General features: G+C 70.7%; 18 protein-coding genes. 8 read left to right on the top strand and 10 right to left on the bottom strand.

Features of this window, described 5'->3' with window-relative positions; translation table 11 throughout:
• Positions 1-409: 409 nt before the first annotated feature.
• Positions 410-2,404, bottom strand: a complete 1,995-nt coding sequence (locus K8625_RS31775; RefSeq protein WP_223784823.1) for a c-type cytochrome — start codon at positions 2,402-2,404, stop codon at positions 410-412.
• A gap of 258 nt (positions 2,405-2,662) precedes the next feature.
• Here K8625_RS31775 and K8625_RS31770 point away from each other — a divergent pair, with 258 nt between their 5' ends.
• Positions 2,663-4,195, top strand: coding sequence for an ATP-binding protein (locus K8625_RS31770; protein WP_223784822.1), 1,533 nt, complete (start codon positions 2,663-2,665; stop codon positions 4,193-4,195).
• The gene (locus K8625_RS31765; RefSeq protein ID WP_141332557.1) at positions 4,192-4,884 is read left to right on the top strand and encodes a response regulator transcription factor; all 693 of its coding nucleotides are present in this window, start codon (positions 4,192-4,194) and stop codon (positions 4,882-4,884) included. The genes K8625_RS31770 and K8625_RS31765 overlap by 4 nt, the downstream gene beginning before the upstream one ends.
• 9 nt (positions 4,885-4,893) lie before the next feature.
• Here K8625_RS31765 and K8625_RS31760 read toward each other — a convergent pair whose 3' ends face one another.
• Positions 4,894-5,592 (bottom strand): bifunctional 2-polyprenyl-6-hydroxyphenol methylase/3-demethylubiquinol 3-O-methyltransferase UbiG, encoded by a 699-nt coding sequence (locus tag K8625_RS31760; RefSeq protein ID WP_223746365.1) that lies wholly within the window; start codon positions 5,590-5,592, stop codon positions 4,894-4,896.
• 202 nt (positions 5,593-5,794) lie between these two features.
• Here K8625_RS31760 and K8625_RS31755 point away from each other — a divergent pair, with 202 nt between their 5' ends.
• Positions 5,795-7,399, top strand: coding sequence for a hypothetical protein (locus K8625_RS31755; protein ID WP_223784821.1), 1,605 nt, complete (start codon positions 5,795-5,797; stop codon positions 7,397-7,399).
• Between the two features lie 95 nt (positions 7,400-7,494).
• Here K8625_RS31755 and K8625_RS31750 read toward each other — a convergent pair whose 3' ends face one another.
• Positions 7,495-10,185: an amidohydrolase family protein gene (locus K8625_RS31750; RefSeq protein ID WP_223784820.1), complete on the bottom strand. Its 2,691-nt coding sequence runs from the start codon at positions 10,183-10,185 to the stop codon at positions 7,495-7,497.
• A 128-nt stretch (positions 10,186-10,313) separates the two neighbouring features.
• Here K8625_RS31750 and K8625_RS31745 point away from each other — a divergent pair, with 128 nt between their 5' ends.
• Positions 10,314-11,678: a sigma 54-interacting transcriptional regulator gene (locus K8625_RS31745; protein ID WP_223784819.1), complete on the top strand. Its 1,365-nt coding sequence runs from the start codon at positions 10,314-10,316 to the stop codon at positions 11,676-11,678.
• Positions 11,679-11,681: 3 nt separating this feature from the next.
• Here K8625_RS31745 and K8625_RS31740 read toward each other — a convergent pair whose 3' ends face one another.
• Positions 11,682-12,500, bottom strand: coding sequence for a M15 family metallopeptidase (locus K8625_RS31740; protein WP_223784818.1), 819 nt, complete (start codon positions 12,498-12,500; stop codon positions 11,682-11,684).
• A gap of 138 nt (positions 12,501-12,638) precedes the next feature.
• On the opposite strand from K8625_RS31740, the gene K8625_RS31735 reads away from it, so the two are divergent.
• On the top strand, positions 12,639-13,283 hold the full coding sequence (locus K8625_RS31735; RefSeq protein ID WP_141328777.1) for a DUF3332 domain-containing protein: 645 nt from the start codon (positions 12,639-12,641) through the stop codon (positions 13,281-13,283).
• Between the two features lie 321 nt (positions 13,284-13,604).
• Here the strand turns inward: K8625_RS31735 and K8625_RS31730 are convergent, their stop codons facing one another.
• On the bottom strand, positions 13,605-14,156 hold the full coding sequence (locus tag K8625_RS31730; RefSeq protein WP_223746361.1) for a hypothetical protein: 552 nt from the start codon (positions 14,154-14,156) through the stop codon (positions 13,605-13,607).
• Positions 14,153-15,520 carry a hypothetical protein gene (locus K8625_RS31725; protein ID WP_223784817.1) on the bottom strand — a complete coding sequence of 456 codons (1,368 nt, stop codon included), beginning with the start codon at positions 15,518-15,520 and terminating at the stop codon, positions 14,153-14,155. Before K8625_RS31725 ends, K8625_RS31730 begins: the two co-directional genes overlap by 4 nt.
• 137 nt (positions 15,521-15,657) lie before the next feature.
• Here K8625_RS31725 and K8625_RS31720 point away from each other — a divergent pair, with 137 nt between their 5' ends.
• Positions 15,658-16,311 (top strand): gluconate 2-dehydrogenase subunit 3 family protein, encoded by a 654-nt coding sequence (locus tag K8625_RS31720; RefSeq protein WP_223784816.1) that lies wholly within the window; start codon positions 15,658-15,660, stop codon positions 16,309-16,311.
• The gene (locus K8625_RS31715; protein WP_223784815.1) at positions 16,308-17,978 is read left to right on the top strand and encodes a GMC family oxidoreductase; all 1,671 of its coding nucleotides are present in this window, start codon (positions 16,308-16,310) and stop codon (positions 17,976-17,978) included. Before K8625_RS31720 ends, K8625_RS31715 begins: the two co-directional genes overlap by 4 nt.
• Here K8625_RS31715 and K8625_RS31710 read toward each other — a convergent pair.
• Positions 17,975-18,463 (bottom strand): hypothetical protein, encoded by a 489-nt coding sequence (locus K8625_RS31710; protein ID WP_223746357.1) that lies wholly within the window; start codon positions 18,461-18,463, stop codon positions 17,975-17,977. The two genes, K8625_RS31715 and K8625_RS31710, sit on opposite strands and share 4 nt — an antisense overlap.
• Positions 18,464-18,511: 48 nt before the next feature.
• Here K8625_RS31710 and K8625_RS31705 point away from each other — a divergent pair, with 48 nt between their 5' ends.
• The gene (locus tag K8625_RS31705; RefSeq protein WP_223746356.1) at positions 18,512-18,958 is read left to right on the top strand and encodes a hypothetical protein; all 447 of its coding nucleotides are present in this window, start codon (positions 18,512-18,514) and stop codon (positions 18,956-18,958) included.
• A 316-nt stretch (positions 18,959-19,274) separates the two neighbouring features.
• On the opposite strand, the gene K8625_RS31700 is transcribed toward K8625_RS31705, so the two are convergent.
• Genes K8625_RS31700 through K8625_RS31690 form a run of 3 tightly spaced genes read right to left on the bottom strand, consistent with a single transcriptional unit; the run spans position 19,275 to position 25,449 of the window.
• Positions 19,275-21,701: a hypothetical protein gene (locus tag K8625_RS31700; RefSeq protein ID WP_223784814.1), complete on the bottom strand. Its 2,427-nt coding sequence runs from the start codon at positions 21,699-21,701 to the stop codon at positions 19,275-19,277.
• A 14-nt stretch (positions 21,702-21,715) separates the two neighbouring features.
• Positions 21,716-23,464 carry a VWA domain-containing protein gene (locus tag K8625_RS31695; RefSeq protein ID WP_223746354.1) on the bottom strand — a complete coding sequence of 583 codons (1,749 nt, stop codon included), beginning with the start codon at positions 23,462-23,464 and terminating at the stop codon, positions 21,716-21,718.
• Positions 23,461-25,449, bottom strand: a complete 1,989-nt coding sequence (locus tag K8625_RS31690; protein ID WP_223746353.1) for a vWA domain-containing protein — start codon at positions 25,447-25,449, stop codon at positions 23,461-23,463. The genes K8625_RS31695 and K8625_RS31690 overlap by 4 nt, the downstream gene beginning before the upstream one ends.
• Positions 25,450-25,464: the final 15 nt, after the last annotated feature.

The raw sequence follows: 25,464 nt of genomic DNA, 5'->3' as shown, positions 1-25,464 counted from the left end.
CTCACCGCGCCAGGGACTACCATCCGCTTTACCATCTGCGTCTTGAATGCATCCGTGTACGGCACCAAGTCCTGCCTGCTCTCGCCCCCAAGGCGTCGTCAGCTCGGCTTGTTCGCCGAGGCGACAACTTCCCTGACACAGGGGGCTACTCTCCCTACCCGAAGGATCGTCCCGGCACGGAGCTTTCGACCGCTGCTGACCTTATCGATGTCTCGCAGGTGCGAGTCCTGAAACACATCGGACTTGATGGAATTGGAGAACCGCTCGTGGACCGGGGTATCAACCAAGGCCTCCATGACATCGCTCACCCATGAAACAGGCGTTGTCACAAGCTCGACCAAGGTGCTGGCCCAGTCCTTCGGCATCGTTGACCTCGCGTTCTTCCGTCACATCGTCGAACGCTGTCACCTCACAGCGTGCGCAGGTACTCCACCAGGTCGTCGACCTCCGCCTCCGTGAGGTCCGCGGTGGTGCCGTGCTTGTTGGACGCCCTGCCCTGCATCAGCCGGCCCTTGAGCGACAGCGCGCTGCCGTCGTGCAGGTACGGCGCCGTGCGCGCCAGGCCCAACAGCGACGGCGTGTTCAACCCGCGCTTGCGCGTGTTGTCGTCGTCCCGCATCGGCCCCGTGGTGATGAAGGTCCCCACGTCCGCCTGCTTGTTGTTCGTGAAGTGCGCGCCCTCGTGACACGTGTCACACGCGGCCTTCTTGAACACCTGCTCCCCCCGCGCCTGCGCCGCCGTCTGCACACCGCTCCGATACGGATTGTCCGGCGTGGGAATCACGTCGATGAACGCGGACAGCTGCGCCACCATCACCCCATCCAGCGACGTGCCGCCCATCCGCCCTCGCACCGTCGCGTCCAGGAAGTCCCTCATCGACGGGAACTCCCCGCTCCAGTGGAACGGCCCTGTCTCGGTCACCTTCCGCCCCGCCAGGCTCGGCGTCTGCCGCGGCCCGTCCGGGAAGCCCCACACGTGCCCGTCATCCCGCCCGTCCAGGTGACACGACGCACACGACGCCGCCACCCCCGCGCTCGTCATCCGCGAATCCAGCGCTGAATAGAACAGCTTGCGCCCCGCCGCCTCCTGCGCCGTCAGCACGTCCTCCCCCACCACCGGAATCGGCGCCCCCTGCGTGCGCACGTTCGCCACGTTCCCCGAGCCGTCGTTCACCAACGTCGTCACCGTGTGGTCGAACGCGTTGTAGACGTACACCTTGCGCCCATCGCGCGTCATCGCGATGCCGCTGGGCCCCGAGCCCACCCGCACCAACTGCCGCACCGTGCTGCCCCGCTCCCCCGTCAAATCCAGCCCCGTGCGCCGCTGCGTCGGAAGGATGGCCACGTTGTCCGTCTCGCGGTTCACCAGGAACAGCCACTGCCCGGACGGGTCCACCACCGCCGCCACCGGCCCCTGGATGGGGTGACTCGACTCCGGGCTGACGATGGTCGACGGCGGGAAGTCCGGCTCCTCGCTCGGCGGCGGACGGCACTGGTCCAGGTCATCCACCCGCGGCGAGCCGTCCTCCGTGTTGAACGTCAACACGCCCGGCGCCACCACGCCCGCCGTGTTGCACGGCCCACCCCCGCCATAGAGCGACCCCCCAGGCCCCCGCCCGTCACTCGTGAGCGAGTCCTCGCGCGCCCACAACGTCGGCGCGAAGGCCCGCGCGCCGTCCGGTGCCACCACCACGTCCGCCATGCCTCGCGGACGGAACAGCACGTCCGACGAGGGGAAGGGAATCGGCTCATCCGCCGCCACACCCTGCCGCGTGTTCGCCCGCGCGTACAGGTCCGTGCCCTCGCGCTGCATGCGCGGCTGGTGCGCGTCCGACAGGTCCACCGTCACCAGGTCCGCGTGCCGGAACAGACTGACGAGCGCCCGACGCCCGCCGTCCACCAGCGCGACACCGCGCGGCTCCTCGCCCACTGGCAGCTCCCAGCGCACCTCCAACGTGCGCGTGTCCACCGCCATCAGCGTGCCGTACACCGAGGAGTCCAGCGCCGTGCTGTTCACCACGTAGAGCGTGTCCCCGTTGGGAGACACCGTCAGCCCCATCGGCTCCACGCCCACCGCCACCCGCGCGGCCTCGTTCCAGTCACCCCGCCGGATGACGGACACGCTGCGGGCCCCGCGGTTGGAGACGTAGACCGTGTCGTCCGGGCCCACCACCACCCGCTCCGGCCCCGCGCCCACCTTCACCTCGCCCACCTTCTGTCCGCTCGCGGTCTCCACCACGGCGAGCACGCCGGTGTCCGCGTCCACCACGTACAGGAAGGCGTCGTCCCGGCTGAGCGCCACCGAGCCCGAGGCGTTGGTCCACGCCGCTCCCGTGGAGCGGTCCTCGCACGCACACAGCCCGAGCGCCGCCGCCAGGACCCCGGCCAGAAGATGCCGCTTCATGAAGTCTCCTCTCGCGTCCCCCGACGGGACCCCACCCACCGTGCCTCGTCGTCGGAAGTTGCCGCGCTGTGTCGGAGGGGAGGACACGCCCGGCCCTGGTCGCTCGCCTCCCCCGCGAGCCTGGCATGCTTGCACCAGACCCCCCGCGAAGTCGATGGCCTCCCGGGGCGGCCTCCGGGTGCCGGACAGACGGCCTCGCCGCCCCCCAGGACGAAACGCCCGAGCGTGTCGCACCGGGTGGGAGTAAAGGAGTGGGACGTGTCCCGTTCGTCCTCCGTCATCCTGAGCTTCCGGCGCACCTTCGCCCTGCTCATCATCCTGGTGGTGCTGCCCTCCGCCGGCCTGTCCGGCTTCGGCGTGGTGGCCATCATCAACGAGCGCGCCGCGGTGGAGAAGCGCCTGGAGTCCGCCTGGCGCGGGACGCTGGAGACGCTCTCCCAGGAGCTGCCCCGGCAGCTCGCCGAGGCCCGGCTGGAGCAGGAGGCCGGCATTCTGCGCCTGGAGGCCGCCGACGGCCGCATCCTCTCCGAGCCCGACGGCACCTTCCAGCTGGAGGGCGGTCGCGCCATCACCGAGGACCCCCAGCTCGCCGAGGCCCTGGGCACCGTGCTGCCAGAGGTCGGCTCGCTCCCCGAGGCGCCCACCTTCTTCTCCCTGTCCACCGGTGGACGCTCCGTCGTCGTGGTGGCCGAGCGTGACGGCGCCGTCGTGCGCGGCGTCCGCCTGTCCGTGCGCGCCCTGGAGACGCTGATGACGGAGCAGGTGGAGCCGCGCGCCGTGTCCAGCGAGCCGGTGCGCTTCGGCCTGATGCCCGTGCCCCGCGAGTCCTCCGGCGAGGGCGGCCTCATGGGCAAGCTCGTGTCGGAGGTGGCCCAGGCCCGCGCCAGCGCGCTGGGGCCGCAGGTGCTCGCCGAGCGCGTGCTGTCCCCGCCCCTGCAGGACTTCCGGCTGGTGGTGCTGCCCACCGGCGAGGACCCGGTGGCCCGCGCCTCCACGCGCAACCGCGCCGTGTACGGCGTGCTCTTGGGGCTCTTCTACCTGACGCTCACCTTCGGCGTCGTCTACACCGGCCGCGTGCTGTACCGCGAGGCGCGGCTGTCGCGCATGAAGACGGACTTCGTGTCCCTGGTGAGCCACGAGCTGCGCACGCCGCTCACCTCCATCCGCATGTTCATCGAGACGCTCGCCCTGGGACGCCTCAAGGACCCCGCGCAGATGCAGGAGGTGCTCACCCTGCTGACGCGCGAGACGGAGCGGCTGTCCGTCTTCATCGAGCGGGTGCTGGACTGGTCGCGCATCGAGGGCGGACGCAAGGTGTACCAGCGCGAGCCCCTGCCGGTGATGGACGTGGTGGACACCGCCGTGTCCGCCTTCCGCGCCCAGCGGCTGGAGGGCGGCGTGGACCTGAAGGTGGACGTGGCCGGCGACCTGCCGCGCGTGGACGTGGACAAGGAAGCCGTCGCGGGCGCGCTGCTCAACCTGCTGCAGAATGCCTACAAGTACAGCGGGCCGGCGGACCGGCGCATCCAGCTGAGCGCGCACCGCTCCGGCCGGTGGATTGACTTGACGGTGGAGGACAACGGCGTGGGAATCGCTCCGAAGGAACGCAAGCGCATCTTCGAGCGCTTCTACCGGGTGGACAACCTGCTGACGCGAAAGACGGAGGGCAGCGGGCTGGGACTGGCCATCGCCCGGCGTATCATCGAGGCCCACGGCGGCAGCATCACCGTGAAGAGCGAGCTGGGCCGTGGCAGCCGGTTCACCATCCACCTTCCGGTGCAGAAGGCATGAGCGACACGACGCGGCGCATCCTGGTGGTGGAGGATGACTTGTCCATCCTCACCGGCCTCTCCATGAACCTGCGCTTCGAGGGCTACGAGGTGCTCCAGGCCCAGGACGGCCGCACCGGCCTGCAGCGCGCGCTGGACGACAACCCGGACCTGATGGTGCTGGATTTGATGCTCCCGGAGCTCAACGGCTTCGAGCTGCTCAAGGAGCTGCGCCAGCGCGGCCGGGACACGCCCGTGGTCGTCCTCTCCGCCAAGGGCATGGAGACCGACAAGATTCTGGGCCTCAACCTGGGCGCGGACGACTACGTGGTGAAGCCCTTCGGCCTCCAGGAGCTGCTCGCGCGCATCAAGGCCGTGCTGCGCCGGCGCTACCCGACGCCGGGGGGCGCGCCGCCGGTGACGTTCGGCGACGTCAGCGTGGACATGAACGCGCGCACCGTGGCCCGGGGCGGCGCGGCCGTGGAGCTGACGGCGCAGGAGTTCAAGCTGCTGGCGCACTTCCTGGCGCACCCGGAGCGCACCTTCACCCGCGAGGAGCTGCTGTCCGGCGCGTGGGGCTACCACTACGAGGGCAGCGCGCGCACCGTGGACAACTTCATGCGCCAGCTGCGGCTGAAGTTCGAGCCGAACCCCGAGGAGCCGCGCCACTTCGTCACCGTCCGGGGCCTGGGCTACCGCTTCGAGAAGTAGCCGTGGAGCTCACGGCCCCGCGACGCCGATGTGGCGCGAGTCCTCCAGGTCGAAGGGCTTGCCGTCGAAGCGCCCGTAGCGCTCGCGCGGGATGAAGCCCGCGGCGGTGAGGGCGCTGTCCAGCTCCTGGGGCGAGAAGTGCCGCAGCTTGAGCCGGCGGATGGGGCTGGGCACGCCCGGCTGCTTGCGCTCGCGCAGGTGCAGGGCGAACAGCGGGCGGCGCGGCTCCAGGCCCGCGTTGGGCTCTTCATCATCGCGCGGGAGCACCGGCTCGCGCGGCGTGTTGAGCACGTCGTAGACGAAGGTGCCGTCGGGCGTGAGGTGGTGGCGCACCGTCGCGAGGAACGCCTCCAAATCGTCATTGCCCGGCATCAACCCCAGCGCGTGCTGGGGGGCGAGCACCAGCGGGAAGCGGTCCGGCATCCGCAGCGCGCGCGGGTCCGCGACGAGGAAGCGGGCGCGGTTGGAGACCTCCGCGGGCTCCGAGGCGCGGCGCTCCTCGGCGGAGCGGATCATCACCTCGGAGGGGTCCACGCCCACCGCGGTGTAGCCGTGCTCGGCCAGGGCCCAGACCACCCGGCCGTTGGCGGCGCCCAGGACCAACACTGGCCCGCCGTGCTCGGCCGCCTGCCGTGTGTAGAAGAGGAGGTCCGGCTCCTGGCCCACCAGGGACAGCGGTGTGCGACCTCGCGCGTCGTTCCCACCCATGGAGGCAAGCCACTAGCACGTTTGCTGGGGTCTTCGGGACAGCGACTTGCCCTGGCAGGGCAGCCGATTGCCCACCCGTTGTCCGGGAGCGGACGAAGGGCGGCTTGGAGCGGCGGTAAACCCTGGCATCGGCCTTGCGATGCAGGTGCCCGGACGACGGTCGCCCATCCGGGGCGGTCCGGGTTTCGCGGGGTGGATGCGGATGACGCGGGGATGGCGCTGGGCGGGTGCGCTCTTCATGGCGGGCGCGATGTGGACCATGGCGGGTTGCGACTCCAAGAGCAGCGACGAGTCGCAGCAGGACAACCCAGGCATGGACGACCCGGGTCCTCCGCCCGAGCGGCCGGGCCCCTCGGACGGGACGGACGCGGGCACGCCGGACGGCGGGGGCGGTGAGCCCACCGAGCCCGACGCGGGCACGCCGGACGGCGGGGGTGGCGAGCCCACCGGGCCGGATGCCGGCACGCCGGACGGCGGTGGCGGCCCGACGACGCCGGACCCGCGCGCGGACGCGGAGATTCCGCCGCTGCCCTCGGCGCCCGGCTGGCGCTTCTACGGCGCGGACCAGGGCGGCCCGCTCACCGTGTACGGCGTGAGCGCCGACGAGGCGGGCAACATCTGGGTGGCCGGCGGCGAGGAGGGCCTGTTCCTGCTCAAGCGCGGCGCGGAGCGCTTCGTGCGCTACGGCATGGAGGACGGCCTGCGTCCGTACGGGTACATGGACGACGGCAGCACGCCGCCGGGCGCCAAGTACCTGAAGGTCATCTCCGTGGCGGGCGGCAAGGCGGGCACCGTCTTCGTCGGCTACGAGGGCATGCCCGGCAAGGGCTCCGAGCACTGCGAGAACAACTGGGACGGCCCCAGCCCCGACCCCGCGCGCTACAAGAGCGGTGACGCGGACAAGGTGACGCTCAACGGTGACGGCACGCTGGACGTCATCCACTACGACATCTTCTCCGGCCCCAACGTGGTGGCCGCGGAGCCCCGCGGGCGCGAGAAGCTCTGCAACATCCTGCGGCTGCGCTACGACAAGCGCACCAACAGCATCTGGTTCGGCGGCAACCACGGCTTCGCGCGCGGCAACGCGGAGTTCAACGGCGCGCCCATGTGCAACGGCCAGCTCAACTGCACCGGCGTGTTCGAGCACGTACACCCGCACGTCAACGCGCTGGACGCCAACGGCCGGGTGATTCTCCTGACGGACGCGTACTACGGCGTGGCGGTGGACCCGGGCGGCGACGTCTGGTTCGGCGGCTCGGACCGCACCACGCGCTTCCGCTACGGCACGCTGGGCGGCAACTTCTGGCGCGCGCAGACGGGCTCGGAGAACGACTCCACCAACAAGCTGGACCTGTGGCCGGACGCCAAGCCCGAGTACTCCACGCCCGCCGAGCGCGTGCCGGACAACATCTCCGGCGCGGTGGTGGCCAACGACGGCACGGTGTGGCTGAGCTCCTTCAGCAACGGCCTGGTGCGCATCGACGCGAACGGCGCGGTGCTGGGCCACCTGGGCAAGGGCTCGGGGCTGGTGGACAAGTACCTGTCCGCGCTCGGCAAGGACCCGTCCGACGGCAGCATCTGGACGGGCGCGTCGTGGGGCGGCGGTCTGTCGCGCGTCAAGGGCGGCAACATCACCAACTATGGCCTGGACGTGTTCGGTCGCCGCTACGGCATGTCCCGGGTGAGCGACATCCAGGCGGATGCTTCCGGCAGTGGCCGGCGGATGCTGGTGTCCTTCCTGGGCTACCAGGACTCCACCACCAAGAAGTGGGTGGCGGGGGTCATCGGCATCTATGAAGGGAACTGAGTCGGGCCCGCGCCTCGTGTCCCGATGAAGGCACGCGGCGGCCGTCCTCCTCGGGGGGCGGTCGCCGCGTGGTTAATTTCAGCGAACGTCCCGCGCTACTTCGCGGGCAGCGCGCGGTGCTTCTCGAAGAGCGCCTGCTGACGGCTGACCAGCGGCACCTGCCGTCCGGCCAGCCACATGCCCAAAGGCCGCGTGGCCGACTCCAGCGGGTCTCCGTTCCACAGCACCACGTCCGCCGTCGCGCCCGGGGCGAGCCGCCCCACCGGCAGCTCGAGCGCGTCCGCGACGTTCGACGTCATCGCCTTGAGCGCCTCGGTGTGCGGCAGGCCCCAGGCCACCGCGTTGCCCGCCTCCTGCGCCAGCGTGCGCACCATGCCGGGCTCGCCCAGCACGGAGAACAGCACCTTCACGCCCGCCGCGCCCAGCAGCGCCGACGCGTCCAGCCGGCTGTTGAGCCGGTCGAAGTCCAGCGGCAGGTTCTGCGTGGGCTGCAGGATCACCGGCACCTTCGCGTCCGCCAGCTCCTTCGCCACCAGCCACGCCTCGCTGGCGCCCGCGATGACGAGCTTGAGGTTGTACTCGCGCGCGAGCGTCAGCGCCGCCCGGATGTCCGACGCCTTCTGCGCCACCATCACCACCGGCAGCTTGCCCGCGAGCACCGGCTGCAGCGCCTCCAGGTCCAGGCGGCTCGCGCCCACGTCGCGCATGCGCCGCTGCTCGAAGTCACCCTTGCGCCGGCCGTACTCGCGCGCGTCCGACAGCACCTCGCGCAGCCGCTCCAGCACCAGCGCCCGCGAGCCCGACACCGCGTCCCGCCCGCCGATGCCCAGGTGGATGTGCATCGCCAGGGGCGTGCGTCGAACCGCGCCGTCCGTCGACACGAGCGCGCTCTGTCCCGAGATGAGCCCGCCGTGCTGCACCGTCAGCGCGCTGGTGACGCCGCCCAGCCGCGCCACCGCGAACGCGGCGGACACGGGGTTGACGTCCTCCGCGGACACCAGCGCCGCGCGCACGTCGCGCTTGTTCGCCTCGCCGCGCAGCCCGTCGTCCTGCGTCGACACCTCCGCGCCCACCTCCACCAGTCCGAGCTGCGTGAGCGGGTCCACCAGGCCCGGCGTCAGCACGCGGCCCTTGCCGTCCACCGTGCGGCACCCCGAAGGCACCGCGCCGCCCTCGCCATGCTGGCGCACGCTCGCGACCTTGCCGCCGTCCACCACCACCGTGGCGCCCTTCACCCAGGTGGTGCCCGTGAAGGCCGTCACGCCCTGGAACACGGTGCAGGCCTCGGCGCCCAGCGCCAGGGGCTGCGCGCACTCGCGCGTCTTCGTCACGTCGCAGCGCTCGGTGAGGCCCAGGTCGGTCAGCGACGGCACCGGCGCGGACGCGGCCACCAGCTTCGCCGGGCCCTGGGCCATCTCGCCCACCTCGAAGTCGCTCGCCTCCACCGCGCCCGAGCCCGCGTCGAACGTCACCACGCCGTCCGCCCACACCTTCTGGGCCCGCGCGTAGACGCTCAGCGGGTGGCCCTTCCACAGCACCACGTCCGCCATCTTCCCCGGCTCCAGCGAGCCGGTGACGCCCTCCACGCCCATCACCCACGCGGCGTTCAGCGTCACCCAGCGCAGCGCCTCGTCCTCCGGAATCGGGATGCCCGACTCCCGCGCGCGCCACATCGCCTTGCCGGCCTCCTGGTTCAGCCGCTGGATGCCATAGGCGGAGTCCGAGTGGATGACGGCCTTGCCGCCCGCCTGCGACAGCAGCCCCGCGTTCTCCGGGATGCCGTCCCACGCCTCCAGCTTGAAGCCCCACCAGTCCGCCCACGTCGCCACCGCCACGCCCTTGGCGGCCAGGCTGTCGCGGACCTTGTAGGCCTCCAGCGCGTGGTGGAAGGCGCGGATGGTGTAGCCCGCCTCCTGGGCCACCTGGAGCATCACCTCCATCTCGTCCGCGCGGTAGCAGTGGTTCTGCACCAGGATGTTGCCGCGCAGCACCTCCGCGAGCGTCTCCAGCTTCAAATCACGCATCGGCTCCGGACCCGCCTCGTCCGGGCTCTTCTCCTTCTTCTTCGTCCACTCGTCCCGCTTGGCCATGTAGTCGCGGGCCTGGGCGAAGGCCTGCCGGTAGCCGGCCACGTTGGCCATGCGGGTGGCGGGCGCCATGTTGCGCCCCGCGCCGTAGACGCGCCGGGGGTTCTCGCCACACGCCATCTTCAGCGAGTCCTTCGCCCCCGGGAAGCGCACCTCCGCCGCCGAGCGGCCGAAGTGCAGCTTCACCGGGAAGCCCCGGCCGCCAATCAGGTTGGCGCTGCCCGGCAGCACCAGCAGGGACGTGACGCCGCCCGCCGCGGCGCGGCGAAGCCCGGGGTCCTGCGGCCAGAACGAGTGCTCCGCGGAGACCTCCGCCGTCACCGGCGCGGTGGCCTCGTTGCCGTCCGAGTTGGAGAAGGAGTCGGGCGACGCATAGACGCCCAGGTGGCTGTGGGCGTCGATGATGCCCGGGGTGACGTAGAGGCCGGTGCCGTCCACCTCCTCGGCGCCCGGGGGGCTCGTGACCTCGGCGTTGCGTCCCACCGCCGTCAGCTTTCCATCCACCCAGGCCACCGCGCCGTCCTCGATGGCCGGGCCGGAGGCGGGCAGCACCGTGGCGTGGCGCACCACCACCGCGCGCGTCTGCTTCCAGACACGCGTGGCCCCGGGGGGCGCCTCGGCGGGGGTGGTGGGAGTGGGAGCCCGCGGCACGGTGGCGCAGGCGGAGGCCAGCAGCAGGAGCAGGGAGGAGGAGCGCATAGGGGTGGCCCGTCGTATCACGGCCCCCTGGGGCTCCAACCATGCCCGGTCGCCTGGAGGGCGGCCTGAACCCCACCCGACAGGAAGTCACCTCGCGACGAGAAGCCGTCTAGAATCCCCGCCCGGTCATGCCCCCTCTGCCCCCAGCCCCCATCCCCTCGCACACCGTCATCAACGCGCGAGGCCAGGGTGAGCGACTCTCCGCGCAGCAATTCCACCTCGTCCTCCTCGACACCGAGCGCGCCGGCACCGTCTTTCCGCTCGCCAACGAAGCGCTGCGCGTCGGCAAGGCGGCCGACAACGACGTCGTCATCGACCACCCCACGGTGAGCCGCAACCACCTGGTGGTGCGCCGCCAGGGTGACCGCTTCCTCGTCCAGGACCTGGGCTCCACCAACGGCACCTTCCTGGACGGCGCCCAGGTGCGCGAGGCGTACCTGCGGCCCGGCGCGCTGCTCGAGGTGGGCGATGTCCGCCTGCGCTTCAGCCCCCAGCTGGCCCCCGTGCAGGTGGAGCCCACGCTGGAGGACCGGCTGGGAGACTTGGTGGGCCGCAGCCTGCCGATGCGGCAGATCTTCGCCCTGCTCCAGAGAATCGCCCCCACGGACTCGACGCTGCTGCTGGTGGGCGAGACGGGCTCCGGCAAGGGCGCCGCCGCCAAGGCCATCCACAAGTTGAGCCCCCGCGCGCCCGGGCCGCTCGTCGTCTTCGACTGCGCCAGCGTCTCCGACTCCCTCATCGAGAGCGAGCTGTTCGGCCACGAGAAGGGCGCGTTCACCGGCGCCGTCAGCCAGCGCATCGGCTGTCTGGAGCGCGCCAACGGCGGCACGCTGTTCCTCGACGAAATCGACGACCTGGCGCTGGACCTCCAGCCCAAGCTCTTGCGAGCGATTGAGGACCGCGAGTTCCGCCGGCTCGGCGCCTCCACGCCCATCTCGTTCGACGCGCGCATCGTCGTCGCGAGCAAGAAGGACCTCTGGGCCGAGACGCAGGCGGGCCGCTTCCGCGAGGACCTCTACTTCCGCCTCTCCGTGTTCACCGTCAGCCTGCCGCCCTTGAGAGACCGCAAGGAGGACATCCCGCTGCTGGTGGACGCCTTCGCGGGCGAGGGCCTGTGGCTGCGGCTGCCGGAGAAGATTCGCGAGCAGTTCAACGGACACACCTGGCCGGGCAACGTGCGCGAGCTGCGCAACGCGCTCGAGCGCGCGCGGCACATGGTGGACATCCCGGAGCTGGCCGGGGACGCGCTGCTGCGTGAGTTCACCCGCGAGCCCCCCGCCCCCGCCGGCGACTTCCTGCCCGCCGAGTTCACCGGCCCGTTCAAGGTGTGCAAGGACGAGCTCATCCGCGCCTTCGAGCGCGAGTACCTCACGCGCCTGTTGGGCCGCGCCAAGGGCAACATCGCCCGCGCCGCCCGCGAGGCGGAGCTGGACCGCAAGCACCTCTACTCGCTGCTGCACAAGTACGGGCTGGTGCAGAGCGAGAGCGACTGACGGCTACGGAACCGGAGCACACGCGGCGTCGAGCAGCTCCGGCCGGTACTCGAAGTGCATCGTGTCGTAGTGGTACCAGCGGCCTCCCCAGATGAAGCCCTCCGCCTCGAAGGCGTCCACGAGGGCCTGGGGGATGGAATTGCGCCAGCGCACGGGATTGCGAGGCTTCTGCCATTCCCAGTAGTGCGAGCGCGCGACGTTGAGGTCGATGGAGACGCCGTACGCGTGGGCGCTGCGTCGGTTCGTGTTGGCGATGTTGCGCCAGACGAACGTGCCGCCCACGCCCTGGAGATAGGGCTTGAGCGAGGCGTCCTTCGCCACGAGTGACGCCAGCCGGGCGCTGACGCGCTCGAAGGCGGGCGCCACCTTGCGGTTCACCTTCAAGCGCTGACCCAGGAAGTCGATGGGGATGACGTCCACCTGCTCCCGGGCAGCGCCGTAGGTGGCCTCGAACAGCGGCTCGAAGCGGATGCGCCCGGGGTCTTCGTCCTCGCGGGTCACCGGGGTGATGGGCCCCTTTCGATAGGGAATGGACAGCGTGTCCTCCAGGTCCGGGGCCTCCAGCCTGCGGGCGAACGACTTCGTCTGTCCGTCGTCGAACGGGAAGGAGCGTCCGTCGGGCAGCAAGAAGCCCCAGCCCGAGTCGAGTCGCACGGGCGTGAGCGCCGGATACCACCGGGCCAGACACACGAGCGCGGCGGGTGGCGCATCGGCCTCACGGGGCTGTGCGCGCGTCCCGGCGTCGACGGGCTCGGCGGCGTGCACCGGCAGGGACAGGAGCCACGCGACGAAGGCTTTCGATGACTGACGCGGGGAAGGCATCCCCCGCATCCTCGCACCTCCAAGGGCTGGGAAGTGCTGTCCATCGGATGAAGCCGCGAACACGGTGTGCCGGGGAAAACCGACGTGGCATGGTGCGTCTGCCTTCGCAGTCCTTCCATCCCCCCAGGAGGGTTCACGATGAAGCGTCCGTCTCCCTGGCTCGCCGTGCTGTGCGCCGGTTTCATCTCGATGCACGCGACCGGGTGCTTCGGCAGTTTCAAGCTCACGCAGAAAATCTGGCAGTTCAACAAGAACATCTCGGGCGAGAAGTTCGTGCAGTGGCTGATGTTCCTCGTGCTCGTCATCGTGCCCGTGTACCAACTGGGCTCGCTCATCGACGCGCTCATCATCAACAGCATCGAGTTCTGGAGCGGCAACAACCCCGTGTCCAGCGTGGATGGCGAGGACGACGGCACCCGCGTGGTGCGCCTGAGCCCCACGGACGTGCTGCGCATGTCGCGCGACGCCCAGAGCGGCGTGATGCGACTGGAGCTGGAGCGCGAGGGCCAGGAGCCCGTCATCCGCCACTTCGAGCCGCTGGAGAACGGCATGGCGGTGCGCGACGACGCGGGCGCCCTGCTGGTCCGCGCCGAGGGCGCCGCGGACGGCACGGTGGCGGTGACGGACGCCGCGGGCCAGACGCTGACGGTGCACGCCAGCGAGGCACTGGCGCTCGCGCGGCGCATCTACGAGGAGGGCGGCGCCACGGCGCTCGCACGCCACACCGTGGACCAGGCCCGCGTGTCCCAGGGGCTCGCGCTCAACACCTGCGCGGCGCACTGACGGGGCTCCGCGAGCAGCGCGCCCGGCGGCCCTCCCGCACGCTGACGGAGGGTTCGCGCCAGGCGCTGGCGCGGCGGCGGCGCTCCTCAGGGCCGACGCGCCGACCCCGAGACGCGCGGAGGGTTCGCGCCAGGCGCTGGCGCGGCGGCGGCGCTCCTCGGGGCCGACGCGCCGACCCGAGACGCGCGGAGGGTTCGCGCCAGGCGCTGGCGCGGCGGCGGCGCTCCTCGGGGCCGACGCGCCGACTTGAGACGCGCGAGCGGACCGCGCCCCTCGCGCGAGGCGACGCCCGAGCCTCCGGGCGTCGCCTCCGCCTCGGTCCTACGGAGGCGTGCCCGCGTCGAGCGGCTCGCCCTCTTCCGGCCCGAAGCCCGCGTCGCGCGCCTCGGAGGAGAACGTCCCCTCCAGGCTGCGACCGGCGCCGTAGCCCTCGCCCTTCTTGAAGGACATGGAGAAGTCCCCGCGCGTCTGCTCGCCGGGGTTGCCTCCCGACTCCAGTTGCAGGTCCCCCTTCTCCACCGGCGCGAAGACACGCGCCGGCTCGCCCGCGTTGAGGTGCACCACCGTGGCGCGCGCCACGCCCGACGGCGTCGTGCCCGCCAGGTTCACCTTCGCGCCGGGCCGCAGGTCCAACCCCTCCGTGGACACGGTGAGCCGCACCACCAGGTCCACGTCCAGGTCGTTGTTGCGGAAGTAGCTCACCTGCAGCGCCTCCGCGTTGCGGAGGATCTCCACCCGCGACACCTCGAGCGGGAACAGCTCCGACACGCTGCCGGACAATGAATTGTCCGGACGCGCGCACGCGAGCATCCCCGCGCCCGAGACCACACCCGAGAGCGTCAGCGCCGCGAGGGCGCGGAGCGCGCTCCTCATTGCTCCACCGCCAGACGCAGGACACCCTTCTTGGACGGCGCCATCACCGGCAGGCGGTACAGCACCACGCGCTTGCCCGTGGACAGGTAGGCGAGCTTCGGGGACCACGCGCCGTCCTCGTCCACCACCGTCTCACGCCAGATGCCGCCGATGCGCGTGCTGATGAGGAGCCGGTCCTCCGTCGGGTTGCAGCCCGTGTCGTTGTTCCCCGACTCCGACGAGCAGAAGTAGTGCGCGATGGAGGGCTCGTGGTTGATGGGGTCGAACGCGAGCGACGGATACCAGCCACCCGTGCCACGACCGAACACCGGGTCCGGCGTGGACCACTCCCCCTTCGTGTTGCAGCTCGTCGCGGTGGGGCTCGGGCAGTCCAGGTACAGCAGCACGTCGCCACGCGACGAGGAGCCGCGGTTCTGCACGGCGATGCCGAAGCCCTGCTCCGGGTCGAACGCCATGGAGGGCCCCAGCTGCGTGTTGCCGATGCTCTCCGCCGTGGCGACCTCCACCGGAGCGCTCCACGCCACGCCATCCGCGGCGCGCCGCTGGAACACGATTCCGGCGCCCGTCGCCTGCGCGCCCTCCTTCACGTAGTCGTGCACCACCGCCGGCTGCGCGCCCGCCATGATGAGCCCGATGTGTCCGCCGTAGCCCGCCTTGGTGTCACCCGACGCCGCCACCATGCGGAACGCCCAGCTGGACGGGGGACCGCCGCTCGCCAGCTCCAGGTCCGCCGACTCCCAGTCCTGGCGCCCGAAGTTGCCGTTGTGCCCGTCGCGATACGCGATGAGCGCCTGGCTGCCCGAGAACACGATGGACGAGTTGAGCCCCACCAGGAAGCCCACGTCGCTCAGCGGGTTGTTGATGGCCGCCGCGTTGGAGCGCGTGGCGACGATGCTCTCCGTCCACACGCCCGCCGCCGAGCGGTAGGACACCGCCAGGTCGCTCTGCAGCCAGAACGTGGAGTTGTCGCGTCCGCCGCCCAGGTACGACACCGCCGGCTGGCCGTTCGCGCCGAAGGCCACCGACACGCCGTACACCCGCTGCACGGTGGCAATCTTCTCCACGGGCCCGAGCACGCCCGCGTCGAACTCGCGGTAGCGCAGGTCGTAGTTCGTCTCGCTCCCCGTCGCCGTCCCGTTGTTCACGAAGTACACCATGCCGATGCGGTCGTTCGGCCCCACCGCCATGGCGATGTTGGAGATGGGATTGAACTCGCTCAGCTCCGCGTCCACCTCCAGCTTGGTGAACGTCTCCGTGCCGCCCCCGCCGCCATCCGGGCGTCCCGCGTCCGGGTTGTCCGGCTTCGAGTCCTTGCCGCAGCCCATCGCCAGCGCCAATCCCAGTGCCCAGGCATGACGTCTCATCTTGGTCTCCTTGCGTTTCCGGCCGTGCACAACGTTGCGTCGCATCCTAGTTCACCCACGCACCCGAGGGAGCAGACGAGCAGCGCGCATCCAGACACGCGCCAGGCATGCCCCCGCTGGGTTACGCTTCCGCGCCTATGTCCCGTGCGCGTCCTGCTCGTCGGCGCCTGACCCGGCGCTCCTTCATCCAGCGGCTGAGCTTCCTCGGCGGAGGCGTGGTGTTGCTGGGGCCCCTGGCCTGCAAGCGCTCCTCCGAGGAGCCCAAGCCCGCGAAGGACCCCGGCCCGCTGGGCACCACCTCCGGAGGCCGGCCGACGCACACCTTCTCCTCCTTCGAGTTCGCCGTCGTGGCCGCCGCCACCGAGCGCATCCTCCCCAAGGACGAGGACCCGGGCGCGCTCGACGCGGACGTGCCCGTCTACATCGACCGCATCCTCCAGACACCCTCGATGCAGCCCATGCGCGAGGACTTCATGTCGGGGCTGGCCGCGCTGGAGCACCGCTCGCAGCGAATGTTCCAGAAGGGCTTCGCGTCGCTCACGCCCGCGCAGCAGGACGAGCTGCTCACGCTCTTCAAGGACAGCCCGCCCAGGAGCGGCGAGGCGCACTTCCTGGAGCTGCTCACCGTGCTGACGCTGGAGGGCTTCCTGGGAGACCCGTCCTACGGCGGCAACAAGGGCAAGGTGGGCTGGAGGCTGATGGGCTTCGACACGGTGGGCACCGTGGCGATGGCGCCCCCCGAGGGCTACGACGGCCCGAAGTGCCTGCGCGAGTGCGGGGTTCACAAGTGAGCCTGCCCCCGGTGGATGTCTGCATCATCGGCAGCGGCGCGGGCGGCGCGCCCATGGCGCTGGAGCTGGGCCGCGCGGGCTTCAAGGTGGTGGTGCTGGAGAAGGGGCCGCACTACCGGCCGCAGGACTTCGTCCACGACGAAATCCTCAACAGCCGCCGCAACTTCTTCATGCCGCTGCCCTGGGAGGAGCCGCACCTGGTGCGCAAGGGCGCCCAAGGGAAGTACGAGCGCAGCACCGCGGCGTGGACCGCCAACTGCGTGGGCGGCGGCACCGTGCACATGAGCGGCTTCTTCTACCGCCTCAAGCCGGTGGACTTCCGGCTGCGCACCACGCTGGGCGCGGTGCCGGGCAGCACGCTCGCCGACTGGCCCATCTCCTACGAGGAGCTGGCGCCCTTCTACGACAAGGCCGAGGCGGAGCTGGGCGTGTCCGGACAGGCCGTGCCCCACCCCTTCGCCGAGCCCCGGAGCGGCCCCTTTCCGCTGCCCCCGCTGGACGTGCACCCGGTGGCGTCGGAAATCGACAAGGTCTGCCAGGCCATGGGCTGGCACTCGATTCCCACCGCGCGCGGCATCATCAGCCGCCCGTACAAGGGCCGCGCGCCGTGCGCGTACTGCGCGCTGTGCGGCAGCTACGGCTGCGAGATGGGCGCCAAGAGCGGAACCAACGCCAGCCTCATCCCCGCCGCCGTCGCCACCGGCAACGTCCAGGTGCGCCCCGGCTGCATGGCGCGCACGGTGGAGGTGGACAAGAAGGGGCGCGCCAAGAGCGTCGTCTACCTGGACGCGGACGGCGTGGCCCAGGAGCAGCCCGCCAAGGTCGTCGTCGTGTCCGCCACCGCGGTGGAGAGCGCGCGGCTCCTGCTCAACTCCACGTCCAGGCGCTTCACGCGGGGCCTGGCCAACGGCAACGGCCTGGTGGGGCGGAACCTCATCTTCAGCTCCTTCGGTGAGTCCCAGGCGACGTTCCGGCTGTCGAAGCAGGCGGAAAGGCGCCCGTGGCTGAAGGACCCTGGGCCCTTCGTCAACCGCAGCCTCCAGGACTTCTACCTGATGCCCGACGCGCGCTTCGGCTTCCGCAAGGGCGGCACCCTGGGCTTCATGTGGACGCACCCCAATCCCATCCACGCGGCGTCGGGGCTGGCGGGCAGCGGCGCGTCCGCCGTCTTCGGCAAGGAGCTCAAGGACCGCATGCGCGCGTACCGCGACTCGCGCGTCCTGCTGTTCGAGGTCTACGCGGAGTACCTCCCCACGCAGGGCAGCTACGTGAGCGTGGAGGGCGACGTGAAGGACAAGCACGGCATCCCCGTGGCCGCCATCACCGTGGAGCGCCACCCCATGGACCTGGCGGCGACGCGCTTCCTGGTCGAGCGCGGCGAGGAGGTGCTCTTGCGGCTGGAGCCGGACTCGCTCGAGCGCAAGAGCGTCGCCGGCGAGACGACCATCCTCCAGCACGGCACCTGCCGCTTCGGCGACGACCCGGCCGAGTCCGTGCTGGACCGGAACTGCCGCGCGCACGAGGTGGACAACCTCTACGTCGTGGACGGCAGCTTCATGCCCACCGGCGGCAGCGTGCCCTCCACGCTGACCATCGCCGCCAACAGCTTCCGGGTGGCCAGCCACCTGGTGCGCACGCTGAAGCAAGGCGTCTCCTCCGGCGGCTAGCGATTGCGCAGGGGCGTCACGTCCACCTTCACGGCGTAGCGCGCCTGCATGTCGGACTCGAACTCGATGAGGTGGTCTCCCACGCCGGTGAGCTCCGCCTCGCGCGTGAAGACGCTGAACTTCTCCATCGAGTCGAGCACCGCGCGGCCGTCCGCCGCGGTCCGGATGCGCGCCCGACAGCCCTCCTCGTGGAAGATGACCACCGTCTCCTCGCCCGCCGCGGTGACCTCATCCAGGTAGAAGCTCACCTTGATGTGAGACGCCTCCGGCACCTGGACGATGAACTGGCTGCGGCCGGGGAAGCGACCCTCCGAATAGCCTTCCTCGCCCAGGATGCAGCCGGCGACGCGGCCACACACGGGCCATGACTCATCACACACATCCTTCACACGCGGACCGATGAAGTCGTCGCGAGTGTCTCCGCATCCCACCGCCAGCAACGTGAGCAGGAATGCACCGACGCTCTGGGCCTTACGACAGAACACTGTTACAACATTCATCATCATCGACCCTCTAGCGAGGAGTGAACGTCCATGCGACTGCACACCCCGTGGCTCCCCATTCTCTTCTTCTCACTCGCCGCCTGCGGCGAAGGCGCCGAGGAAATCCCCAAGGCCCCGCAGCTCATCTCGGACCGCGACGAGATGGCTTTCGACCAGGAGTTCCGCTCCGGAACCTACGTCGGAACCACGGGCTTCAACTCCGTCCAGGTGAAGAACATGGGCGAGGATACGCTGGATGTCTCCAGCATCGCCCTCTCCGGTCCGAATGTCTTCACGATGAAGGTCTCCAAGGACGGCCAGGACCTCAATCCCCAGGAGGCCTTCCAGGTGAAGTCCAAGGAGCGCTTCTTCGTCGAGGTGGCGTTCCGCCCCCGCGAGGCCCAGCAGTATCAGGGCGCGCTGGTCATCAAGTCGAACGCGGCGAACCTCCCCGAGAAGAGCATCACGCTCAACGGGCTGGGCATCGCGCCTCCCTGAGACACGTTGGACGAAGCGATGACGGGCGGCCCTGACCGCCCCATCCACCCTGGCGCCGTGCGGTCGACTGCCCGCCAGGGTTTGCGCCACGAGGCCCTGCCCGCGGCCTCGCGCGAGCGCCCCCGTTGCAATGACTTGCATGCCGACCGCGTCGGCATCCCGACGGCGGACGCGCGAGTCGTTCCGGACGACCCCTTCATGGCCAGACACGGCGTGCTCGCGTGGGGGGAGACCTTGTCCCGGTGGGAGCCGCGCCCGCCGGACACGACGGCCCGGGAGCGCCCACCCGAAGGTGGGCCCCCGCCCCCCACGACGCTCAAGGCTGACGCGTGAAGACACAGCCACCACTCAGCGGAGCCACGCCGCCATCCGGGTCCGTGCCCGCATCCGCGGGCCCCGGGCACTGCGTGGTGACACCGCCATCCCGCGTATAGGATTGCGGGTAGTCCGCGTAGCCGGTGCGCAGCGTGTAGCCCACCTGCTCGTAGGAGTTGCGCTCGGACGCGGAGACATCCACGCGCATCTTCCCGCCGCGCACGAAGCGTCCCTCCAGGCAACCGCAGGCATACGGCGCCAGGGTGACGACGGTGGAGTTGGGCCGCTCCTCCAGCGTGTACAGCGGCTGCAGGGTGCTGGCCGAAGCACCCGCCGGCGTGTGCCAGGCCCTCAGCGCATCCGAGCGGTAGCCCAGCGTGAGCCCCTGGTTGCGGCTGCCCGCGCGCACCACCGCGCAGTTCTCGATGCCCGCGTCCGGCGTCGCCGGGGCGTCGCCGTCACAGAACGTCAAATCCAGCGCGAGCCCGTGCGCGGTGCCACCGTCCGGTGACTTCGCCACCTCCCACTGCACCAGCCACGCGCGGTCCTCCGGCGCGGGCACGGAGGGAAGCGTGAACAGGTACGAGTCCACGTCGGAAGGCACCGCGTCGTAGTCCATGGGGCCGCGCACGCCGCGGCCGTTCACCCGGTCGTCACCGCTGCGCAGCCGGCCGTAGCCGTGGGACAGCCTGCCGGAGACGCTGTACTCCGCGGTGTCCGGCGGCGCGGGGAACGCGGTGGTGGAGGCCATGGCCTTGGTCACCACCTGCTCGACGCCGCCCGAGTAGCGCCCCTGCTCGTCCGCGTCCTCCTCGCGCCACGTCACCACCAGGTCGTAGTCCTTGTCGTCCGCCCAGCCCACGCCGTTGTCCTGGACGTTGAAGAGGTAGCGCTTCTCCCCGGTGAACACCGGCACCGGGATGACGCCCCGGAAGTTGCTCAGGTTCACGAAGCGCGGGTTCTCCGACACCTCCTCGCGCAGCGAGTGCAGGCACATGGGCGCCGGCAAGTCCGTGCGCCGGCAGTAGTCCTGCACCAGCGGGGCGATGTCCGGGTTCTCCCCGTAGCCCTTGGGGCACTCGGTGCTGTCGTTGACGCACGCCGTGCGCCAGTCCTCGATGGTGGCGCCCTTGGACACCAGCGTGAAGACGAGCACCTGACGGTCCGGGATGTCCGGCAGCGGCGGGAAGCGGCCCCCCTCGCTCTTGGGGACCAGGTGGTAGTGCAGCCGCGTGGGCGCGGCGGTGGCGGGCAGCCTCACCTCGTACCAGTCCTCGTCGCCGATGTAGCCCAGGCGCCCCGTGAAGGTCGTCGTCGCGCCCGAGGGAATCGTCGTGGCCAGGTCCTGCGCCGGAGCGGTCAGCCCGCGCGCCAGCGCGTCCGCCACCTTGTCGTTGCCCACGACCACGCCGTCCACCACCCGCGAGTCCTGCGCGTCGGCCTCGTCCAGCACCCGGACGTCCACCTGATAGGCCTGCTGGATGTCACCCGACGCGGTGTCCCGGTCGCTGATGCCGCGGTAGCCGCGCACCACCAGCATCCACTTGCCGCCGTACTTCGCCTCCTTCACCTTGCGCGCCGTGGCCAGCACGCCGGGGCGCACGCTCGGGCGCACCTGGTCCTCGTCCTCCTTCTCCTCCTTCACGAGGAAGCCGGGACGCAAGAGCTGGTACGACAGCCGCCAGTTGGGCACGAAGCCCTGGTCCGGCGCGGTGAGGCCCACGTAGAGGACCTTCCCCTGTGGCACGTCGAAGGTGAAGCGGTCCACGTCGTTGTCCGTGGCCAGGTAGCCGGTGGCCGTGCCCGTGAGCCCCCCGCCCGCCGACGTCAGCGCCACCGGCGTGGCGGCCGCCATGGCGTCGTTGGGCTCGTTGGTGTCCGGGTTCTCGGTGATTCGCGCCGTCAGCCGGTAGGGGCTGCGCGCATCGAACTTGGGCTGGGAGACGACGTCCGGCGAGTCCTGCACCAGCACCAGCAGCGTCTTGCCCGCCAGGTCCGCGCGCAGGGGCAGCACCATGTCCACCGGCTTGGGCGCGCCCTGGCCATGCTTGTCGTCCTTCTTCGCGAGCGCCGCCTCCTTGCCGTCCGGCAGCGTCTCCAGCACGGTGAGCGACAGCTGCACCGCGGTGCTGGAGGCCACGTAGACGCCGTTGAGGTTGAGCAGCGTGCGCGCGGTGGTGTTGGCGGGCAGCACGATGCGGTACCAGTCCTGGTCACCCTCGCGCTGCGGGCCCTCCTTCGCCAGGAAGCGCTCCAGCGTCTCACCGGGCTTGAGCTCGCACTCGTCCAGCGTCAGCGCCTCCTCGCGGCTGTTGCAGACATCCACCACCGCCACGGTGCCGGCGTCCTCCTTGTCATCACCCTTGGAGGAGCAGGCGGCGGCGAGGGCGAGCAGCGCGAGCGACAGCAGTCGGGCTTGGGTCTTCATGGCAGCGTCGTTTCTCACGGCGTCGGGAGGGTGACGTCGGGACGGCCGGGGCAGCCGTCGACGAAGTCCTCGGGATTCACGCGGATGATGCCGTCGGCGGGGGACTTGATGCCCCCCACCGGGTAGCGCACGTGGTTCACCCGGAAGGTGCGCACCTGCGTGCGCGCGGTCGGGTCGTCGGCGGGCACCATGGCCACCGACAAGGCGATGTCGTTGTAGCCGGCGCCCCGCACCACCACGCCCGCGTCGTCCGCGGAGGCAATGGTGGGCGCCAACAGCACGTTGTCCACGCGCAGCGTGTAGCACTGCCGGCCCAGCTCGTCCGGAGGGCCGTCCGCCTCGAAGGAGTAGCGGTAGCCCTCCGCCGCCAGGTTCGCGGTGTCCACCACCAGCGGGCGGGTGTGCAGGCGCAGCTCGGCGCGGCTCGACAGCCCGTCGTTGTCCGGGTCCTCGTCCAGGTCGTCGCTGGCGCCCTGGGTGCCGCCGCGCCACTCGATTCCGTCGGGCACGCCGTCGCGGTCGCTGTCGGCCAGCGTCGCGTTGGTGCCGATGAACTGCTCGTCGCAGTCGAGCAGGCCGTCACAGTCCGAGTCCGACGCGCGCAGGAGCGGCGGGCAGCCCTTGTCCAGGCCACCGCCGTCCGGGTCCGCCACCTGCGTGGGGTCGAAGTCCACGCCGCGGTCTCGGAAGTACACCTCCACGCCGTCGCTGAAGCCGTCGCCGTCGGTGTCCACGCGGTTGGGGTCCGTGCCCTCCTCCCGCTCGCGCGCGTCCGACAGCCCGTCGCCGTCCGTGTCCGCCTCGTCGAAGGGGCTGCCCGGCGGCGAGGAGAAGTTCGTCGCGATGACCTCCTTCACGATGAACGTCCGGCGCACCTGCCCGAAGCTGAAGTCCAGGAAGTTGATGGGCTCGTTGTTGCGGAAGTCGCGGAAGTTGCCGCCGCCCAGCGCCGCCATCTTCTCCAGCCGGTCCGAGTTCTGGTTGATGATGAGCAGCGGGCAGCCGCCGTCGCCCGACAAATCACACACCGACGACACCGGCTGCGTGGGGTTGAAGACGTGCACGGTGTTGACGCGCACGTCCTCCACCAGGTCCCGCAGCTGGCGGATGCGCACCACCGCGTCACCCTGCAGCAGCTCGTCGTCCTGGTCCGTGGTGGGCCGACCATCGGACAGGAAGAGGACCGAGTAGCGCGCCTGGGCCAGCGCCTGCGCGCCGCCCGGCTCCAGCCGGCTGCGCGCGATGTCCGTGTTGATGAGCGAGTAGATGTCCGACAGCGGCTTGACGAAGTCCGTCGAGTCGCGGTTCGGGGAGTTGTCCGGGTTGCGGAAGGTGAGCAGCTGCTCGGTGAGCTGGCGCATCCGCGCGTCGTCGAAGCTGGCCACCTGCACGAAGCCGTCCTGCGGCGGGCTGCCCGGCGTCTGGGTGAGGAACGCCGTGGTGCTGCCGGCGAAGAGCACCACCGCCAGGTGGACCTCCGGGTCCCTGGGCAGGTTCTCAATCAGCTCCACCAGCGCGGTGGCGCGGGTGCCGTCCGGGTCGCTGACGCGCATGGACTGCGAGGCGTCCATGGCGACCACCAGCTTGATGGGCCGCACCACCTCGTTGGAGCCCGTGCTGCAGAAGCGGCCCTGGATGGACACCGAGCGGTCCACGGGGACCTCCACGTCGCGGCGCGGGTCATACAGATACGAGTCGGTGCAGGCCACCGTCACCGCCACCGCGACCACCAGCCCCGCCAGGATACGTGCGGCCACACTCACGGAAGCAGACCTCCCTGCTGGCCCGAGGGCGGCGCGCCCACGCACCGGCCCTGGCTGTCCCAGGGATTGCTCAATTCCGTGGGCACCATGAAGTTGTCGTTCGTCAACGTCAGCTCCGGCCCCACCGGCACGCGCACGCTGGGCGGCGAGTACTGGGACCACGCGCAGGCCGCGCGCCACACGCCGTAGTCGGTGGCCACGCCGCTCTCCGGCGCCTCCGCGAACCACAGCTTGAACAGGTTGAAGCCCTGCTTGGTGCCCGGCCGGTCCGGCGTGGCGACCATCTGGAGGTTCGAGACGGTGTAGTCGTAGCAGATGCTCCCGTTGGGGAGGACCTCGGCGATGCGCGTCTCGTACTGGAAGCCGTTCTTCTCGAAGAAGGCCCTGTCGCGCCGCGTGGGGTCCGTGCCCGCGCGCAGCTCCACCTCGTCCGGCAGGCCGTCACCGTCCGTGTCCAGCCCCGCCACGCTGGGCTCCAGCGGGTTCAGGCCCCAGCGCGCCTCGATGCTGTCGGGGATGCCGTCGCCGTCGCTGTCGACGATGGTCTCGCGCGTGCGCAGGTAGGCCTCGGCGAACTGGGACAGCCCGTCACCGTCCGTGTCACGGCACGTGCAGCGCGGCGTCAGCGGCGAGTTCGGGTTGCAGCCGCGCGCGTCCAAATCGTTGGCGGCCCTGAAGCCCTGGTCCTCGCGGCGGTGCTCGAAGCCGTCGTCCAGGCAGTCGCTGTCACTGTCGGAGGTGAAGGGGTGGGTCTTCAGCGTGAAGGAGTTGTCCACGTCGTCCGGCACGCCGTCGCCGTCGCTGTCGATGACGCGTCCATCCAGTCCGGGCGAGGAGCTCAGCGGCTCCACCAGCAGCGTCTTCATCACGTTGCGCGACGCGAAGGACGAGTAGTCCAGCGCGCCCAGGCCCAGGTTGGAGATTTCGGCCGTGTCGTTGAACTCCTGGTAGACGCCGTTGCCCATGTCCGCGAAGCGCTTGAGCAGCCAGGAGGCGATCTTCTTGGCGGCCTCCGGGTACTGGGCCTGCGGCACGCCGGGGTAGATGCCGTAGATCTCCTGGCAGATGGGGCCGCACGCGCGCACCGCCTCCTGGTTGAAGAGCAGCACCGTGTGCATGCGCACGTCGCCGACGTTGTACTGGTCCTTGAGCTCCATCAGCCGGCGCACGTAGCTGAAGAGCTGGTAGTTCTGGTTGCGGTCCGTGCCGATTTCAAACCCGTCGATCTGGTCCGTGGTGTTCGTGGCGTTGCAGAAGCTCACGATGGAGTCCGCCCACGTCAGGTCCGGGTTGTCCGGATTGGCGTACACGCTGAGGTTGTCGGTGGCCGAGCAGCGCGGGTACGGCGTGCCGTCCGTGAGGAAGACGACGACGTAGCGGGTGCGCGGCAGCACCTCCGGGTTGGACAGGGCCACGGCGTTGATGTCGCTGGCGATGAGGCTGTACGCGTACGACAGCGCGCCCTGGTAGTCGGTGCCCTTGCCCAGCTGGCTCTGCAGGCCGTCGATGTAGCTGTCGATGTTGGTGTCGGGCCGGGCGAAGCGGTTGCCCGTCGTGGCCGGCGGCCAGACGTTGCGCACGTTCGTCTCGAAGGGGGCCACGGACACCTGCACGTTGCCGCCCGCCGCGTTGACCTGACGGAACTGGTTCACCAGGCGCTTGAGGGCCCGCACGCGCGCGGGCTCGGTGACGCCCGGCGGGATGATGGCCTGCACCTCGGCGCGCTGACAGAAGCCGCTGTCGGTCTGCGCGCCCGGTGGGTCGCTGATGCACATGCTGCCCGACTCGTCGATGACCACCACCACCTTCACCGGGAAGCCGGAGGGGTTGGGCGGGCGCGTGCACACGCGCCCCTGGAGCATCACGCGGTCATCGACGTGGGTCTGCTGCTCCGTCCGGGGCTCCAACATGGAGTCGGTACAGGACAACAGCCCCGTGGCCAGGAGGCCCGCCATCAGCAGCGGGAGTCGGACAAGGCGACGCATGCGGTACGACCTCCT

The sequence above is a fragment of the Myxococcus sp. AS-1-15 genome (assembly GCF_020037055.1).
Classification (GTDB): Bacteria; Myxococcota; Myxococcia; order Myxococcales; family Myxococcaceae; genus Myxococcus; species Myxococcus fulvus.
Note: the sequence above shows the minus strand (reverse complement) of the source record. Positions and strands in the feature narration are given on the sequence as shown.